This is a genomic window from Streptomyces sp. NPDC091416 (assembly GCF_044756845.1).
Taxonomy (GTDB): Bacteria; Actinomycetota; Actinomycetes; order Streptomycetales; family Streptomycetaceae; genus Streptomyces.
In genome coordinates this window covers 404,705-422,650 of record NZ_JBIVTU010000007.1, presented here as the reverse complement: position 1 = coordinate 422,650, position 17,946 = coordinate 404,705, and the positions used below count along the sequence as shown (strand labels likewise).

Below are 17,946 nucleotides of genomic sequence, written 5' to 3'. Positions count from 1 at the left end.
TTGTTTTGGTGGGCGGGTTTTTTTTGGGGGGGGGGGGGGGGGGGGGGGGGGGGGGGGGGGGGGGTGGGGTGGGGGGGGGGGGGGGGGGGGGCGGGGTGGGGGGGGGGGGGGGTGGGGGTGGGGGGGGGGGGGGGGGGGGGGGGGGGTGGGGGGGGGGCGGCCCCCCCCCCCCCCCCCCGCCTCCGCCCCGGGGCCGCCCCGAGCGGCCCCACCGAGAATCACCGTTGCAGAGAGAAAGGCACCGACCCACCGTGATCGTCCGATCGTTCAGTGACATCGAGAACACCGACCGGCATGTGAAGTCCGCCTCCGGAACCTGGGAGAGCAAGCGCATCGTGCTCGCCAAGGAGAAGGTCGGCTTCTCGCTCCACGAAACCGTGCTGTACGCCGGCACGGAGACGTCGATGTGGTACGCCAACCACATCGAGGCCGTCCTGTGCACCGAGGGCGAGGCCGAACTCACCAACGACGAGACCGGCGAGAAGCACTGGATCTCGCCCGGCACGATGTACCTGCTGAACGGGCACGAGCACCACACGCTCCGCCCGAAGACGGACTTCCGCTGCGTCTGCGTCTTCAATCCCCCCGTCACCGGACGGGAGGACCACGACGAGAACGGTGTCTACCCGCTGCTGACCGAGGAGGGCTGAACCATGACCACCGAAGTACGCGCCGACCTGTACCCCTCGCGCGGCGCCGCCGAGATGACCACTCCCCGCCAGGACCCGGTCATCTGGTCCGCGCCGGGCGCACCGGGTCCGGTCGCCGCCAAGGAGCTCCAGGGCTTCGAGCGCGACGGTTTCCTCACCGTCGACCAGCTGATCACCCCGGACGAGGTGGCCGGCTACCACGCCGAGCTGGAACGGCTGATCGCCGATCCGGCGGTGCGGGCCGACGAGCGCTCGATCATCGAGCCGAAGTCGGACTCCGTACGGTCGGTCTTCGAGGTCCACCGGCTCAGCGAGGTCTTCGCCCGGCTCGTCGGCGACGAGCGCGTGGTGGGCCGGGCCCGTCAGATCCTCGGCTCGGACGTGTACGTCCACCAGTCGAGGATCAACGTGAAGCCGGGCTTCGGGGCTTCGGGCTTCTACTGGCACTCGGACTTCGAGACCTGGCACGCCGAGGACGGTCTGCCGAACATGCGGACCGTGTCCGTGTCGATCGCGCTGACCGAGAACTACGACACGAACGGCGGGCTGATGATCATGCCCGGTTCGCACAAGTCGTTCCTCGGCTGCGCGGGCGAGACGCCGAAGGACAACTACAAGAAGTCCCTGCAGATGCAGGACGCCGGCACCCCGTCCGACGAGGCGCTGACGAAGATGGCCGACCGGCACGGCATCAGGCTCTTCACGGGCAAGGCCGGTTCGGCGACCTGGTTCGACTGCAACGCGATGCACGGGTCGGGCGACAACATCACCCCGTACGCGCGCAGCAACGTCTTCATCGTCTTCAACAGCGTGGAGAACGCGGCCCAGGAACCGTTCGCGGCTCCGGTCCGCCGCCCGGAGTTCATCGGGGCGCGCGACTTCACGCCGGTGAAGTAGGGCCGTACGAACCGTGGCCGGGGCGGGACGCAGCACTGCGTCCCGCCCCGTCGGCGTGTGTCCCGCGCCCCGCGCCCTGCGGGTTTCGGGCACCGTCTGCGACAGGGAGACCGGGGCTGCGGGCCGGCACCCGGTCGTGCGCAAGGGTTCTGCCGGCACGGAGGCGTTCGGCAAGGACGTGCCGGGGTCTCAACTCGCTGGACCTCGGCAGGGCGCGGCGGCGACAGTGACCCCATGACTTCACACGTACACCACGTCACCATCGACTGCGCCGACGCGTACAAGCTCGGCACGTTCTGGGCCCAGGTGCTGGATTCCTCCCTCGCCGACGACGACTTCCCCGGAGACCCCGAGGCGCTCGTGCGGACCCCCACCGCCGCCCTTCTTTTCGTCACCGTGCCCGAGCCGAAGAGCATCAAGAACCGCATCCACTTCGACGTCCAGCCGGACGACCGCACCCGTGACGAGGAGGTCGAGCGGCTGCTCGGCCTCGGCGCCACGCTGGTCGCGGACCGCCGCAGGCCGGACGGACGGGGCTGGGTGACCCTGGCCGATCCGGAGGGCAACGAGTTCTGTGTGGAGTGCAGTGCGCGCGAGCGGGCCCGGCTGGCCGGGAAGAGGCTGCCGGTCACCGCGGACGACGTGACGTCGGCGGTCACCCTGGCGGTGGACACGCTCGCCGGCTCGCAGGCCGGGGACTGGCGCATTCCCGCGGGCACGCTCACCTGGGACTGCTGGGAGACCGTGGAGCATCTGAGCGACGACCTCTTCGCGTACGCCGTCCAGCTCGGCCCGCGCAGGCCGTCGTTGGAGACCGAGGTTCCCTACCGGTGGGCCCCGGAGCGTGAGGGCGGCCCCTGGAACGCGGTCTTCGCGGACCCGGAGGCGGGCACCGCCGGCCTGCTCCAGACCCTGGAGGCGAGCGGCGCACTGCTGTCCGCGATGGTGCGGACGGCCTCGCCCGATGTCCGTTCCCACCACTCCCACGGCGTCTCGGACCCGGAGGGTTTCGCCGCGATGGGCGTCGTGGAGACCCTCGTCCACGCCCACGACGTCGCCGAGGGCCTCGGCGTCACCTGGACGCCGCCCGCCGATCTGTGCGACCGGGTGCTGGGACGGCTCTTCCCCGACGCCCCGGACGACGAGGACCGGTGGACCGTCCTGCTCTGGTCCACCGGCCGTGCGGATCTGCCGGGCCGCGAGCGCGTGACGTCGTGGACGTGGCACGGGGCCCCCTTGGAGGAGACCCCGCAGCCGTAGTCGCCCGGGCCCTACCGGTGGGCGAACCAGGCCGCTGCCGGGAGCAGCTTCGCGTCGTAGCCGAACAGCGCCTGGTTCTCCCAGGCGTTGCCGGAGGCGGGGTCGGCCGGGTCCCAGCCGCTGCCGCTGACGGCGGTCCAGGCCGGCTCCCAGTAGACGGCGCCCAGGCCCCGGCCGCCGGGGACCGCCTCGACGACGTTCATCACGTCGCGGAGGTTGGCCGCCTGGCCCGCCGGGGTCGCCGGGTAGCCGCTGACGAGCTGGTCCGCGGTGGCGATGTTGTTCTCCAGGCCGTCGGCGTCGGCCAGGGTGTGCGCGTAGGCCGTCTCGGCGACCAGGACCGGCTTTCCGTACCGGGCGGCGGCGTCGTCGAGGTTGGTCTGGAGGTCGTCGAGCGGCCCGTGCCAGTAGCCGTAGTACGAGAGCGCGATGACGTCGAACGGCACGCCGTACGCGACGGCGTTGTCGAACCACCAGCGGGTGCCGGCGTTGTCGCCGCCCTTGGCGAGGTGCAGGGCCACCTTCGTACCGGAGGAGACGGCCTTCGCCGCGTTCGCGCCGGAGGTGAGGAGTCCGGCGAGCTGGGACCAGTGGTCGGTGGAGCCCTCGGGCCAGAGCATTCCGGCGTTGGTCTCGTTGCCTATCTGGACCATGTCGGCCGTGGTGCCCTGGGCCTTGAGCGCGCTCAGCACGTCGTACGTGTGCTGGTAGACGTCCGTCCGCAGCTGCTCGTAGCCGTGGCCCGACCAGGCGGCGGGCTTGTTCTGCTTGCCGGGGTCGGCCCAGGCGTCGGAGTAGTGGAAGTCGACGAGGGTCTTCATGCCGAGGGCCTTGGCGCGCTTGGCCATGGCCAGGACATGGGCCTTGTCGTTGTACCCGTCGGCCGGGTTCACCCACACCTTGAGGCGGACGTAGTTCATCCCGGCCGACTTCAGGAGGCTCATCGCGTCGCCGGTCGTGCCGCTCGCGCTGCGGTAGACGGCGCCGTGGGCCTCGTTCTTCGGGAGGGTGGAGAGGTCACCGCCCTTCACGGTGAGCCCGGTGGCGCCCGGGGTGAAGGCGATGTCGTCGAAGTTGGCCCACTCCCCGGCGTGGGCGTCCGAGTTCAGGCTGATCGTGCAGGAGCCGCCGGTGACCCTGACCGAGGTGACGAGGCGGATCCAGCCTCCGTTCGCGGTGGGCGGCAGGTCGGTGCGCTGTTCGGCGCTGCCGCAGTTGCGCAGGGCGACGTAGGCGGAGTTCTGGCCGCCGCCCGATCTGACCCAGGCGCTGAGGGTGTACGTGCCGTCGGTGAGGCCGGTGAGGTACTGGTACGTCTCCACCTTGTACGCGGACGCGGACCAGTGGCTGAGCCGGGTGCTGCCGCTGTGGCCGCCGGCCTCGGTGAAGGAGGCGGCGTTCTGCCCGGCGGCCGAGTAGGTCGACCAGCCGGTGGCGCCGGACTCGAATCCGGTGTTGGCGGGGGTGGCGGCGGCGGTGGCCGCGTGTGCGGGGAGCGCGGGGAGCGCTGCCAGCAGAAGGCCGGAGAGCGCGGCCACCGGCACCCCCGCTCGCTTCTTGCCGTGCGTCGTTCCGTACATCGTCGATGTCCCTTCGACCGTGCGCGGGCGTTGCCTGGGGAAATGCGGTCGTGCGTCCTCAGCCGTCGAGGCGGACCACACGGACGGCGCCCGCCGGGACGGCGAGGTGGCCCGTGGCCGGTTCTCCGGTGAGGAGTTCGGTACCGGGGGCGTCGAGCGGCACCTTGGCCTCGTCCCCGGTGTGGTTGATGACGAAGAGGTAGGTGCCGGCGTCGCCGGTGCGGGTGACGACCTCGACGTCGTACGGGAGGCCGGTGCGGGGCGCGATGCGGGCGTCCTCGCAGGCCCGGTCGAGGACGGCGTCCAGGTCGGCGCCGGTCAGCCGGGTGGAGACGTACCAGGCGCTGCCCTCGCCGAGACGGTGCCGGGTGACGGCGGGCCGGCCGGCCGGGATGCCGTCGGCGTAGGACCACATGGTCTCGGCGCCGCGCGGGATCACCACGTCCGACCAGAGGTCACCGGTCAGCGCCGGGCCCCCGGGCGCGCCCTCGGGTGTGATCAGGCGGACCGTGCCGCCCTCGGCGAGCGGGGAGAACTCCTCGACCGTCAGCCCCAGGACGTCCCTGAGCGCGCCCGGGTACGGTCCGGGGTGCACGGCGTCGTGGGCGTCCACGATGCCGGAGAAGTACGAGACGACGAGGGTGCCGCCGCCCTCCACGTACCGCCGGAGGTTGCGGCCGGACTCCTCGGTGGCGAGGTAGAGGGCCGGGACGACGACCAGCGGGTAGCCGGACAGGTCGGCGTCGGGGTGGGCGAAGTCGACGGTGAGGTGCCGGTCGAAGAGCGAGGCGTAGAAGGCGTCGGCGCGCTCGCGGGCGTCGTGGTCCTGGCTCGGGCGCCACTCCAGGGACTGCGCCCACCAGGACTGCCAGTCCCAGATCATGGCGACGTCGGGGACGGTCCGGGTGGTGCGGATCCCGTTCAGCAGTCCGAGGCCGGCGCCGAGCCGGGAGACCTCGCGCCAGATCCGGGAGTCCGTGCCGGCGTGCGGGACCATCGCCGAGTGGAACTTCTCCGCGCCCCGCAGGGACTGGCGCCACTGGAAGAACATCGCGCCCTCGGAACCGCGGGCGACGTGGGCGAGGCTGTTGCGGGCCATCTCGCCGGGCCGCTTGGCGGGGTTGCGGGGCTGCCAGTTGACGCCGCCGGCGGAGTGCTCCAGGAGCAGCCAGGGGGCGCCGCCCGCGACCGAGCGGGTCAGGTCGGCGGCCATGGCGAGGTTGACGTGGGTGCGGCGGCCGTCGGTGATCAGGTAGTGGTCGTTCGTGACGAGGTCGACCTCTCGGCCCCAGGCCCAGTAGTCCACCGAGTCGCACTGGCTGAGCGCGGTCATGAAGTTGGTGGTGACGGGGATGCCGGGGGCGAGCCGGTGCAGGATGTCCCGTTCGGCGCAGAAGTTCTCGCGCATGGTGGTGTCGGCGAAGCGGGCGTAGTCGAGCTGCTGGGCGGGGTTGCCGACGGTGGGCGTGGTGCGGGGCGGGTCGATCTCGTCGAGGCCGCGGTAGCGCTGGCCCCAGAAGGCGGTGCCCCAGGCCTCGTTGACGGCCTCGACGGATCCGTGGCGGGCGGCGAGCCAGCGGCGGAAGTGGGCGGCGCAGCTGTCGCAGTAGCAGGCGCTGACCGGGACGCCGTACTCGTTGTGGACGTGCCACAGGGCGAGGGCCGGGTGGCTGCCGTACCTGCGGGCGAGCTGTTCGGTGATGTTCGCGGCGGCGGCCCGGTAGTCGGGGTTGCTGTGGCAGATCGCGCCGCGTGATCCGAAGGCGTACCGGACCCCGTCCCTGCTGACGGGCAGGGCCTCGGGGTGGGCGCGGTAGAACCAGGCGGGCGGGGCGACGGTGGGGGTGCCGAGGTCGGCGCGGATGCCGTTGGCGTGCAGCAGGTCCAGGAGGCGGTCGAGCCAGCCGAAGTCGTACGTACCGGGCTCGGGTTCCAGCAGGGCCCAGGAGAAGATCCCGACGCTGACCATGGTGACGCCGGCCTCCCGCATGAGGCGCATGTCCTCGTGCCAGACCTCCTCGGGCCACTGCTCGGGGTTGTAGTCGCCGCCGAAGGCCAGCTGGTGCAGACCCTGCGGGGCAGTCGCGCGAGGGGTGTGCGGCATGGGCGTCTCCTGGGCTCTTTGGTACAACTTCTGGGAACGTGCACACACACTCTCGGTGGCGCAGGCCCAACATAACCGCACAGCATCAACCATTGACAAGTGTCGGTTTCGTTTCTCTACTGTGAACGCTCACAGCGCACATCAGCGCTGCACCCTCGCTTCTCGTCAGGGGAGACCTCCATGAAGTACCGCATCGTCGCGGCGTCCACGGCCGCCGCGCTCGCCGCCACCGCACTGCTCACGGGCTGCGGCTCGTCGGACGACGACGGCAGCGGCGACGGCCCGGCCGCCTCCGGCCCCGCATCGCTCACCTACTGGGCCTGGGCCCCCGGCCTGGACAAGGTCGCGGACATCTGGAACAAGGGCGAGGGCAAGAAGGCCGGCATCACGGTCACGGTGAAGAAGCAGGCCTCGGGCGACGACCTGGTCACCAAGATCATCACTGCGGCGAAGGCCCACAAGGCCCCCGACCTGGTGCAGGCCGAGTACCAGGCGCTCCCCACCCTGGTCTCCAACGACGTGCTGGCCGACATATCCAAGGAGGCGGGCGACGCCCAGGAGAAGTTCGCCGACGGTGTCTGGCAGCAGGCGACGCTGGGCTCGGACGCCCTGTACGCGCTGCCGCAGGACTCCGGCCCGCTGATGTTCTACTACCGCCAGGACCTGTTCAAGCAGTACGGGCTGTCCGTGCCCGCCACCTGGGACGAGTTCGCCGAGACCGCCCGGGCGCTGAAGAAGAAGGCACCGGACAAGGACCTCACCACGTTCTCCTCCAACGACTCCGGTCTCTTCGCGGGCCTCGCCCAGCAGGCCGGCGCCCAGTGGTGGACCACCTCCGGCGACCAGTGGAAGGTCGCGATCGACGACCCGGCCACGCGGAAGGTCGCGGACTTCTGGGGCGGCCTGGTCAAGGAGGGCGCCATCGACAACCAGCCGATGTACACCCCTGCCTGGAACAAGGCGCTCGACACCGGCAAGCAGATCGCCTGGGTCAGCGCGGTCTGGGCGCCGGGCACCCTGACCACCGCCGCCCCCGACACCGCGGGCAAGTGGGCCATGGCCCCGCTCCCCCAGTGGAAGTCCGGCGAGAGTGCCACCGGCAGCTGGGGCGGCTCCTCGACCGCGGTCACCAACGACTCGAAGCACAAGGAGGCCGCGGCGGCCTTCGCGAAGTGGCTGAACACCGACCCCGCCGCGCTCGCCGCACTCGTCAAGGAGAGCGGGATCTACCCCGCCGCCACGGCCGCCCAGACCGGCGGCGCGCTCGCGAAGCCGCCGGCCTACTTCGCCAACCAGCCGGACTTCTACACCGAGGCCGCGAAGATCGCCCAGGGCACCGCCCCGGCCGCCTGGGGCCCGAACGTGAACGTCGCGTACACCGCCTTCAAGGACAACTTCGCCAAGGCCGCCAAGAGCAGGTCCGACTTCGCGCCGGCGCTGACCGCGATGCAGGACGCCACCGTCGCCGACCTGAAGAAGCAGGGCTTCGGAGTCTCCGAGTGACACGCGCACGCCGCCGGAAGCCGTACGGGGTCAAGAGCGCCCCGTACGCCTTCCTGATCCCCGCCACCGTGCTGTTCCTGCTCTTCTTCGCCCTGCCCATCGGCTACGCGCTCTACCTCAGCTTCCGCCGGACCGAGGTCAGCGGGCTGGGGCTCGGCAAGGGCGCCCGCCGGGAGATCTGGGCCGGGTTCGCCAACTACACCGACGCGCTCTCCGACTCGGAGCTGCTCCACGGCGCGTTGCGCATCCTCGGCTACGGCGTGATCGTCGTCCCCGTGATGCTGGGCCTGGCCCTGCTCTTCGCCCTGCTCCTGGACACCGAACGGCTCCGGCTGCGCGGCTTCACCAGGCTGGCGATCTTCCTCCCGTACGCGATCCCCGGCGTCGTCGCCGCCCTGATGTGGGGCTTCCTCTATCTGCCCGACGTCAGCCCGTTCTACTTCCTGCTGGACAAGGCGGGCCTGCCGCAGCCCGATCTGCTCGACGGCGGACCGCTCTACCTCGCGCTCGCCAACATCGCGGTCTGGGGCGGCACCGGCTTCAACATGATCGTGATCTACACCTCGCTGCGGGCGATCCCCGCCGAGATCTTCGAGGCGGCCCGGCTCGACGGCTGCTCGCAGCTGCAGATCGCGCTCCGGATCAAGATCCCGATGGTGGCGCCGTCCCTGGTGCTGACCTTCTTCTTCTCGATCATCGCGACCCTCCAGGTGTTCAACGAGCCGACGACCCTGAAGCCGCTCACCAACTCCCTTTCCACGACCTGGAGTCCGCTGATGAAGGTCTACCAGGACGCCTTCGTCAACAACGACATCTACGCGGCGGCCGCCCAGGCGGTCATCATCGCCGTCGCCACCCTGGCCCTGTCCTTCGGCTTCCTCAAGGCGGCCAACTCCCGTACGAAGCAGGGAGCCTCCCAGTGACCACGCCGCACCTGAGGCCCCCGGCCGCGGCCCCCCGCCGGTTCGCCCTCGTCCCCACCGCCGCCCTGCTGCTCGGCGCGCTCTACTGCCTGCTGCCCGTGGCCTGGATCCTGGTCGCCTCGACCAAGTCCGGCAGCGAGCTCTTCTCCACCTTCACCTTCCTGCCCGGCTCCGGTTTCGCGGACAACGTCGCCGACCTGTCGGCGTACCGGGACGGCGTCTACTGGAAGTGGATGGCCAATTCGGCGCTCTACGCCGGGGTGGGCGCGCTGCTGTCCACGGGCGTCTCCGCCGTCTCGGGGTACGCGCTGGCCGTGTACCGCTTCCGCGGCAGGGAGAGCATCTTCAACATCCTGCTGGCCGGGGTGCTGATGCCGCCGGTGATCCTGGCGGTGCCGCAGTACCTGCTGATGGCGAAGGCCGACCTGACCGACTCCTATCTGTCGGTGATGCTGCCGGTGATCCTCTCCCCGTACGGGGTCTACCTCGCCCGGATCTACGCGGCGGCCGCCGTGCCCGGCGACGTGATCGAGGCCGGCCGGATGGACGGCGGCGGGGAGTGGCGGATCTTCCGGACCATCGCGCTGCCGATGATGGTGCCGGGTCTGGTGACCGTCTTCCTCTTCCAGTTCGTCGCGATCTGGAACAACTTCCTGCTGCCGTACATCATGCTCGGCGACGACGAGAAGTTCCCGGTCACACTGGGTCTCTTCACCCTCCTCCAGCAGGGTTCCAACACTCCGGCCCTCTATACGCTGGTGATCACGGGGGCGCTGCTGGCCATCGTCCCGCTGATCGCCCTGTTCCTGGTCATCCAGCGGTTCTGGAGCCTCGACCTGCTCTCCGGGGCCGTAAAGTCCTGACGGGTCCCGCCAGGACGTCACTTGACGAAAGATCACGCACCATGAGCCGCACAGAACAGACCGGAACGGGACGCCGCCGGCCGCCGACGATCCATGACGTCGCGCGGGAGGCCGGTGTCTCCCGGGGCACGGTCTCCCGGGTGCTGAACGGCGGTCACAATGTCAGCCCGGCCGCACTGGACGCGGTCAACTCCGCTATCCGCAAGACCGGTTACACGGTGAACCGGCATGCCAGGTCGCTGATCACGGGCCGCTCCGACTCGGTGGCGTTCCTGCTCACCGAGCCGCAGGAGCGGTTCTTCGAGGACCCGAACTTCAACGTGCTGCTGCGCGGCTGTACGAGCGCGCTCGCCGCGCACGACATCCCGCTGCTGCTGATGATCGCGGGCACGGAGGCCGAGCGGCGCCGGAACATGCGCTACATCGCCGGCCATGTGGACGGGGTCCTGCTGGTCTCCAGCCATTCGGGCGACCCGGTCGCCGCCCAGCTGCACGAGGCCGGGGTCCCCCTGGTCGCCTGCGGGAAGCCGCTGGGGCAGAAGTCGAAGGTCAGCTATGTGGCGGCCGACGACCGTGACGGCGCCCGGGACATGGTGCGTTTCCTGTACGAGTCGGGGCGCCGCCGGATCGGCACGGTCAGCGGCCCGCTGGACACCCCGGGCGGGGTGGAGCGGCTGGCGGGCTACCGCGAGATGCTGGCCGACTGCGGGCTGCCCGCCGACGACGCGCTGATCGTGCCGGGCGACTACAGCCGGGCGGGCGGCGAGGCGGCCGCCGCGCTGCTGCTGGAACGGGCACCCGACCTGGACGCCGTGTTCGTCGCCTCGGACCTGATGGCGCAGGGCGTGCTCGCGGCCCTGGAGAAGGCCGGGCGCAGGGTGCCGCAGGACGTCGCGGTGGGCGGGTTCGACGACTCCCCCGCGGCACTCGCCTCCCGGCCGGCCCTGACGACGATCCGTCAGCCGTGGGACCGGATCAGCTCCGAGATGGTGCGGGTGCTGCTGGCGCAGATCGGCGGGGAGGACCCGGCCGCGGTGATCCTGCCCACCGAGCTCGTCCGCCGCGAGTCGGCGTGAGGCGGGCGCCCCGGCGCCCGTGACCACCGCCCGCCGAAACGGCCGCGGCCACGCCGCGGCCGCACCCCGGCGGTGCCGCCCGAAGGTGCCGCCCTGCGGGTACCGCCCGAAGGTGCCGCCCCGCCTGTACCGCGATGTGGTCTAAACCAATAAGCGACGAGGCGGGCCCCGGTCACGCGAACGCGGCCCTCCGCACGACACAGGGAGAGCGGGACCGCGAGGCCCGGCCTTGCGAACCGGGCACCCCCTCCTCCTCCCTCCGCTCCTCCGCCCAGAAGCCCTTCGGGCGGGGTTTGGCCTTCCGGCCCCTCGGTATCTTCACCGGACCGTCGCGGATAAACATTCCACCCGCTCCCACCTTCGACTCTTTTCCGCCCGATCGGCAAACCGTCACACGGAACCCAAAAGCGGAGCAGAATTTTCCATTAACATCCGCAAGCAGATATCCACCACACCCGTGCCGCCTACACAAATCATGTCCGAAACCAGTCGCGAAATCATTCCCCCAGCAGCGACCGCGCCGGTCACCGGCACCACACCGGAACCTCCGACCCGATGAACCATGATCATGTGGCTGGAACAGAACCCCCCGACCTGGCGAGTTCGGACTACTCTCCGAACGCACGCCGCCGATCGCGGTCGCCCCGACCCGGTCAACCCGGCCGTCACTCCTGACCGCAATATTGCGACTTGGTGGCACATGGGTTCGCCCTCGGCGACTCCGCCCCAACCCCGCACACCCCGCCACCGCGCGAGTCGAACGGCGGGTCCCTCAGGCCTAGACCACTGAAATCGACCGGACGCCTCTTTCCTCTCGATTCGCTCGAAATGATCTACTTCGGCCCGCGAGAAATAAACAATTAACGATCGCATCATTGACATATGCCTCCCAAATACCGGCTAAGTGGTGACCGGCGAAAACCATTCGCCGTCGACCTGAAAAGCGTGTGGTCGACCCGTGCATCACATGGGAGACACGCAATTGACTGTCACCGGCATATCCAGACCGGCTGCCAGACGGACAAGATCCGCCTGGACCGGGCTGACCGCCCTGGCCGGCGCCTCAGCCATCGCATTACTGGGACTCACCGCTCCGGCGGCGACCGCGACGGCTTCCGCGAGTACTGACCCGAACACGAAACCGTCCGTGGAGGCCTCCTGCGCCGATCCCGGGCCCGGCCACGTCCGCTGCTTCGCGCTGCGCCGCACCGACGTGAGCGCCAGGAAGGGCGTCCAGCCCGACGCCGCCACCCCGGACGGGTGGGGCGCCACCGCGCTCCAGGGGGCCTACAACCTGCCGGCCGACGGCGGGGCGGGTCAGACGATCGCCATCGTCGACGCCTACGACGGCCCGACGGCCGAGGAGGACCTCGCGGTCTACCGGGCGCAGTACGGGCTGCCGGCCTGCACCACGGACAACGGCTGCTTCAAGAAGGTCGACCAGCGCGGCGGCACCGACTACCCGGCGGCCGACAGCGGCTGGGCCGGTGAGATCTCGCTCGACCTGGACATGGTCTCGGCCGCCGCGCCGTACGCGAAGATCGTCCTGGTCGAAGCCGACTCCGCCAGTTTCGAGGACATGGGCGCCGCCGTGGACCAGGCGGTCGCGCAGGGCGCCAAGTACGTCTCGAACTCCTACGGCACGGGCTACTCCAGCGTTCCGGGCAGTGGTGAGGACCCGGCGGAGACCACCGAATTCGACGCCCACTACAACCACCCGGGCGTCGCCGTGGTCGCCTCCTCGGGCGACAGCGCGTACGGCGTCTCCTACCCCGCCGCCTCCCAGTACGTGACCTCCGTGGGCGGCACGGCCCTGGAGCAGGACTCCTCCACCGCCCGCGGCTGGTCCGAATCGGTCTGGTTCAACAGCTACGGCGGACCGGGCTCCGGCTGCTCGCTCTACGAGGCCCGGCCGGCCTGGCAGGAGGGCGTCAGCACCGATTGCGGCAAGCGCGCCGTCTCCGATGTCGCCGCGGTCGCCGACCCGTTGACCGGTGTCTCGGTCTACCAGACCTACGGCGGGGACGGCTGGGCCGTCTACGGCGGCACCAGCGCCTCCTCGCCCATCATCGCCGGTGTGTACGCGGCCGCCGGCACCCCGCCCGCGGGCTCCTACCCGGCCGCCTACCCCTACGCGGCCGGCGGCAGCGGTCTGAACGACGTCGTGGACGGCACCAACGGTTCCTGCACCCCGGCCAAGCTGTGCGGTGCGGGTGCGGGCTGGGACGGTCCGACCGGTCTCGGCACGCCCAACGGCGTGCAGGCCTTCCGCAGCGGGCCGCACGGCGTGCTGAGCGGGGGCGTCACCGACACCGCCACCGGCAAGCCCCTCGCGGGCGCGGAGATCACCGCGGGCGACTCCCGGGCCACGTCCGGTGCGGACGGCGGCTATTCGCTGACTCTTCCGCCCGGCACCTACGACCTGAAGGTCGCCGCCTACGGCTACACCACGGCCACCTTCCCCGGCGTCGAAATCACCGACGGCGCCGCGGTGAGCAGGAACCTCGCGCTCACCCCGGTCCCGACCCGGACCGTGTCCGGCAAGGTCACCGACGGCTCCGGCCACGGCTGGCCGCTCTACGCGGCCATCAGCGTCGAAGGGGCGCCCGGCGCGCCCGTCGAGACCGACCCGGCCACCGGCGCCTACGCGCTCGACCTCCCGGCCGGCCAGTCGTACACCCTGAAGGTCACGAGCAACTACCCGGGCTACCGGAGCGCCACCAAGGACATCACCGTGGGCGATTCGGCGGTCTCCGCCAATGTGAGCCTGCCGGTGGACGTCTGGGCGGGCACCGCGCCCGGGTACACCGCCACGGACGAGGGCGTCACCGAGCCCTTCGACTCGACCACATCGGCACCCGAGGGCTGGACCGTCGACAACGCCGAGGGGACCACCGGCGGATGGGAGTTCGACGACCCGGGCAAGCGGACGAACACCACCGGCGGCAAGGGCGCCTTCGCCATCGTGGACAGCGACAAGGCGGGCAGCGGGAAGGTCCAGGACTCCACACTGACCAGCCCGTCCTTCGACTTCTCGGACACGGAGCTGCCCGAGCTGAGCTACCGGACCAGCTACAAGCCGTACTCCGGCCAGAAGGCCGACGTCGAGGTGAGCTCGGACGGTGGCGCCACCTGGTCCAAGGTCTCCTCGCACACCACCGCCGTCACCGGCTCCAAGGTCACTCTCGCGCTCACCGGCCAAGCCGGCGAGTCCGACGTCCGGGTGCGGTTCCACTTCACCGGCAAGTTCAGCTGGTGGTGGCAGCTCGATGACGTGTTCATCGGTTCCCGCGGTCTGGCGGCCGTTCCCGGCGGGCTTGTCGTCGGGCAGGTCACCGATGCCAACACCGGTGCCGGCATCGCAGGCGGGACGCTCACCGGTACCGGCGACGGCGCCGTGAGCACGACCTCGGCCGCCACCCCGGACGACGCGGCGCTCGGTGACGGCTTCTTCTGGGCCTTCGCTCCGGTCGGCAAGCAGACGGTGACGGCCGCGAAGGCCAAGTACACCAGCGCCTCCAAGGCTGTGACCCTCGCCGCCGACTCGACCGTGACCAAGAACTTCTCCCTCAAGGCGGGACGTCTGAAGGTCACTCCCGCCGCGGTCACCGCCCCGCTCGCCTGGGGTGGTGCGGCCACCAGGACCGTCACGATCAAGAACACCGGTGGCGCCGACGCCACCGTCAAGCTGGAGGAGAAGAGCGGCGCCTACACACCGGCCGCTTCGGGCGCCCCGCTGATCAGCGAGAAGGGGTCCTACTCGCCCCTGTCGTCGAAGAGCCGGAAGGCCGGCAGAACCGCCGGTGCCACGGCCTCTCCGGCCGAAGGCGGTGACGCCTGGCAGACGGTGGCCGATCTGCCCGAGGCCATCATGGACAACGCGGTCGCCGTGAACGACGGCAAGATCTACTCGGCGTTCGGCTACGACGGTACGGACGACACCAGGTCGCTGTACTCCTACGACGCGGCGGACGGCTGGACGAAGCTGGCCGACGCGGCCGACACCCGGGAGGCGCCGGCCCGCGGCTTCATCAACGGGAAGCTGTACATCGCCGGCGGCTGGGGCGCCGACGGGGATCCGGACGCCAAGCTGGAGATCTACGACCCCGCCTCCAACACCTGGACGACCGGCGCCTCCTCGCCGGCTCCGCTGGCGGGCGCGGGCTCCGCGGTCCTGAACGGCAAGCTGTACTCCGTCGGCGGCTGCACCACCGCGTGCGGCTCCACCGCGGTGACGGTGTACGACCCGTCGGACGACTCGTGGTCCACCGCGGCCAACTACCCGGAGAACGTCGCCTGGGAATCCTGCGGCAGCATCAGCGGGCAGCTGTACTGCGCCGGCGGTACCAACAGTGCCGGCGAGCTGAAGTCCGCGTACGCCTACGACCCCGCCGCCGACGCCTGGTCGGCCCTGCCGGACATGCCGGAGACCGTGTGGGCCTCGTCCTACACGTCGGCCAACGGGCTGCTGCTGGTCTCCTCCGGTGTCAGCGGCGGCGCCCTCACCAATGCGGGGTACGCCTACGACCCGGACGCCGGGACCTGGTCGTCCCTGCCCAACGCCGACGTGGCGACCTACCGCGGCGGCGGTGCCCCCGGCTTCTACAAGGTCGGCGGGGCGGACGCTCCCAGCTCCCCGTCCACCGCGGTGGAACTGCTGGCCGGCTACGACCAGGCCGGTGGCTCGGACGTCAGCTGGCTGTCGCTGGACACCTCGGAGGTCAAACTCCACCCGGGTGACACCGTCTCGGTCGCGGTGGCGTTGAACGCCTCGGTCGAGGAGATCACCCAGCCCGGTGAGTTCACGGCCCAGATCGGCATCTCGGCCAGCACCCCCTACCCGGTGGCACCGGTCCCCGTCACCATGACGGTGGCCCCGCCGAACACCTGGGGCAAGATCACCGGAACGGTGCTCGGCAAATCGGCCACCGGCGCCGCGGCACCCCTCAAGGGGGCGACCGTCCAGATCGACTCATGGGCGTCCTCGTACACCCTGATCACGGACAAGGACGGCCACTACTCACTCTGGCTGGACGCCCGCAACAACCCCCTCACCGTGATCGCCGCCAAGGACGGTTACGCCCCGACGGTGGCCACCGTCAAGGTCGTCAGGAAGGGGACGGTGACCACCGACTTCACCCTGAAGAAGGCCTAGGGACCGCGGCGGGCCCGCCCTCGGGCCGGGCCCGCCGCGCACCGAGGTGCCGGAACCGGCAGCCGGCGGTCCACGCCGGCCCGCCGGGACATCGAGTCCGCAGGAACCGCTGGACGGCTGACGCGTCGGGGTGACGGGTCAGCCGTCCGGCGGTGAGGGCGCGCGCAGCGGAACCCGTACCTTCCCGGGGTCCCTGCCGCCCGGCCTCACGCTCCCAGAACCGGGTAGTCCGTGTACCCGCGGTGGTCGCCGCCGTAGAAGGTGGCGGCATCCGGCGTGTTGAACGGACCACCCGCGCGCAGCCGCTCGGGCAGGTCCGGGTTGGCCAGGAACAGCACGCCGTACGAGACGATGTCGGCCACTCCCTCCTCGATCAGGGCGAGCGCCTCGGGTCCGGTCGGGCCCTCGCTCGCCGGGTTGAGGACGAGGGTGCCGTTGAACTGCTTGCGCAGGGACTCGGTCAGCCCACGGTCACCGGCCGCGCCCTCGACGAGGTGGAGGTAGGCGAGCCCGAGCGGCTCGATCGCCTGTACCAGCGCGCTGTACGTGGCTTCGGGCGCGGGCTCGTCGATGTCGTTGTACGCGTTGCCGGGCGAGAGGCGGATCGCGGTGCGGGCGGCACCGATCTCGGCGGCGACGGCGCGCACGGTCTCCAGGGCGAACCGGATCCGGCCCTCCACGGAGCCGCCCCACGCGTCGGTGCGGAGGTTGGAGTTGGGCGCGAGGAACTGGTGGATCAGGTATCCGTTGGCGCCGTGCAGCTCCACCCCGTCGAAGCCGGCGTCCACCGCGTTGCGTGCCGCGGTCGCGAAGTCGGCGATCGTCGCCCGGACCTCGGCGTCGGTCAGCTCGCGCGGGGTGACGAAGTCCTTCGGGCCCTCGTGGGTGAAGACCTGCCCGGTGGCGGCGACCGCGGAGGCGCCGACGGGGACGAGCCCGTCGGGCAGCAGGACCGGGTGGCCGATGCGGCCGGTGTGCATGACCTGCGCGAATATCCTGCCGCCCCGGGCGTGCACGGCGTCGGTGACCTTGCGCCATGCGGCGATCTGCCCGGCGCTGTGCAGCCCGGGGGTGCTCGGGTATCCCTGGCCGACGGCCGACGGCTGGATGCCCTCGGTGATGAGGAGCCCGGCCGAGGCGCGCTGGGCGTAGTACTCCGCGGCCAGTTCGCCCGGCGCCCCGCCCTCTCCCGCCCGGCTTCGGGTCATCGGCGCCAGCGCGATGCGGTTGGCGAGCCGGGTGCCGGCCAGGTCGAACGCGTCGAATGCGGTGGTCATGAGGAGCCCCCAGAGAAGAGATATGTGGTCGGCCAACCAAAACTATGTGGTCGGCCAATCATCTGCGACGCGTGCCACTGTAGCTCATTACTTGGCCGACCAAGGTAAAGTTGGCGGAACCCCGCGCCCGGCGGCCGCGAAGCCGCCCCGCACCACCAGAGGAGCCCCCGATGACCTCCGATCCCGCCTGTACCGAGCTGCCCAGCGCCGCCCGCGGCGGCCCGGTCAGCCATGCCGTGTCCCGGGTCGCACGGCTCCACCGGATCGCGGCGGGCAAGCTGCTCAAAGGGGCCGGCCTCTACCCCGGCCAGGAGTTCCTGATGATGTACCTCTGGGACGCGGGGGCGGTCCGGCAGTCCGAGGTGATCAAGGCGGTCGACCTGGACCCCTCCACGGTCACCAAGATGCTCCAGCGCCTGGAGCAGTCCGGACACGTCCGCCGCAGCCCCGACCCGGCCGACCGCAGGGCCGTCCTGGTCGAGGCCACCGACAACAGCTGCGCACTGCTCTCCGAGGTGGAACGGGCCTGGACGAGCCTGGAGGAGCACACCCTCGCGGGCCTGGACACCGGAGAACGCAAGGAACTGGCCAGGCTGCTGGCCCGCGTCGAGGAGAACCTCTGCCGGGAGACGGCCGACTGCCCGGAGAACCGCTGACG

Annotated in this window: 12 protein-coding genes; 9 read left to right on the top strand and 3 right to left on the bottom strand. The window is 70.9% G+C overall.

Annotation, left to right across the window (positions count from 1 at the left end; translation table 11 throughout):
* Window positions 1-251 precede the first annotated feature (251 nt).
* From ACIQMX_RS23035 to ACIQMX_RS23025, 3 genes are all read left to right on the top strand, one after another.
* On the top strand, window positions 252-650 hold the full coding sequence (locus tag ACIQMX_RS23035) for an ectoine synthase (RefSeq protein WP_219573115.1): 399 nt from the start codon (window positions 252-254) through the stop codon (window positions 648-650).
* A gap of 3 nt (window positions 651-653) precedes the next feature.
* Window positions 654-1,547 carry an ectoine hydroxylase gene (gene thpD / locus ACIQMX_RS23030; RefSeq protein WP_363078787.1) on the top strand — a complete coding sequence of 298 codons (894 nt, stop codon included), beginning with the start codon at window positions 654-656 and terminating at the stop codon, window positions 1,545-1,547.
* 234 nt (window positions 1,548-1,781) lie between these two features.
* A complete protein-coding gene (locus tag ACIQMX_RS23025; RefSeq protein ID WP_363078789.1) occupies window positions 1,782-2,807 on the top strand; it encodes a VOC family protein in 1,026 nt (341 codons plus the stop codon).
* An 11-nt stretch (window positions 2,808-2,818) separates the two neighbouring features.
* Here the strand turns inward: ACIQMX_RS23025 and ACIQMX_RS23020 are convergent, their stop codons facing one another.
* Together ACIQMX_RS23020 and ACIQMX_RS23015 are read right to left on the bottom strand one after the other, a co-directional pair.
* A complete protein-coding gene (locus ACIQMX_RS23020) occupies window positions 2,819-4,387 on the bottom strand; it encodes an arabinogalactan endo-beta-1,4-galactanase (protein WP_402480651.1) in 1,569 nt (522 codons plus the stop codon).
* A 58-nt stretch (window positions 4,388-4,445) separates the two neighbouring features.
* Complete coding sequence (locus tag ACIQMX_RS23015) at window positions 4,446-6,491, bottom strand: beta-galactosidase (protein WP_363078793.1); 2,046 nt, start codon at window positions 6,489-6,491, stop codon at window positions 4,446-4,448.
* 180 nt (window positions 6,492-6,671) lie between these two features.
* Here ACIQMX_RS23015 and ACIQMX_RS23010 point away from each other — a divergent pair, with 180 nt between their 5' ends.
* From ACIQMX_RS23010 to ACIQMX_RS22990, 5 genes are all read left to right on the top strand, one after another.
* Window positions 6,672-7,994: an extracellular solute-binding protein gene (locus ACIQMX_RS23010; RefSeq protein ID WP_402480648.1), complete on the top strand. Its 1,323-nt coding sequence runs from the start codon at window positions 6,672-6,674 to the stop codon at window positions 7,992-7,994.
* Window positions 7,991-8,917, top strand: a complete 927-nt coding sequence (locus ACIQMX_RS23005; protein ID WP_363078797.1) for a sugar ABC transporter permease — start codon at window positions 7,991-7,993, stop codon at window positions 8,915-8,917. Before ACIQMX_RS23010 ends, ACIQMX_RS23005 begins: the two co-directional genes overlap by 4 nt.
* Window positions 8,914-9,780: a carbohydrate ABC transporter permease gene (locus ACIQMX_RS23000; protein ID WP_363078799.1), complete on the top strand. Its 867-nt coding sequence runs from the start codon at window positions 8,914-8,916 to the stop codon at window positions 9,778-9,780. Before ACIQMX_RS23005 ends, ACIQMX_RS23000 begins: the two co-directional genes overlap by 4 nt.
* 41 nt (window positions 9,781-9,821) lie before the next feature.
* The gene (locus ACIQMX_RS22995) at window positions 9,822-10,856 is read left to right on the top strand and encodes a LacI family DNA-binding transcriptional regulator (protein WP_363078801.1); all 1,035 of its coding nucleotides are present in this window, start codon (window positions 9,822-9,824) and stop codon (window positions 10,854-10,856) included.
* A gap of 1,147 nt (window positions 10,857-12,003) precedes the next feature.
* Window positions 12,004-16,011 (top strand): carboxypeptidase regulatory-like domain-containing protein, encoded by a 4,008-nt coding sequence (locus tag ACIQMX_RS22990; protein ID WP_402480646.1) that lies wholly within the window; start codon window positions 12,004-12,006, stop codon window positions 16,009-16,011.
* Between the two features lie 206 nt (window positions 16,012-16,217).
* Here ACIQMX_RS22990 and ACIQMX_RS22985 read toward each other — a convergent pair whose 3' ends face one another.
* Window positions 16,218-17,288 carry an alkene reductase gene (locus ACIQMX_RS22985; RefSeq protein WP_402480644.1) on the bottom strand — a complete coding sequence of 357 codons (1,071 nt, stop codon included), beginning with the start codon at window positions 17,286-17,288 and terminating at the stop codon, window positions 16,218-16,220.
* Window positions 17,289-17,458: 170 nt separating this feature from the next.
* Here ACIQMX_RS22985 and ACIQMX_RS22980 point away from each other — a divergent pair, with 170 nt between their 5' ends.
* The gene (locus ACIQMX_RS22980; RefSeq protein ID WP_363075589.1) at window positions 17,459-17,944 is read left to right on the top strand and encodes a MarR family winged helix-turn-helix transcriptional regulator; all 486 of its coding nucleotides are present in this window, start codon (window positions 17,459-17,461) and stop codon (window positions 17,942-17,944) included.
* Window positions 17,945-17,946: the final 2 nt, after the last annotated feature.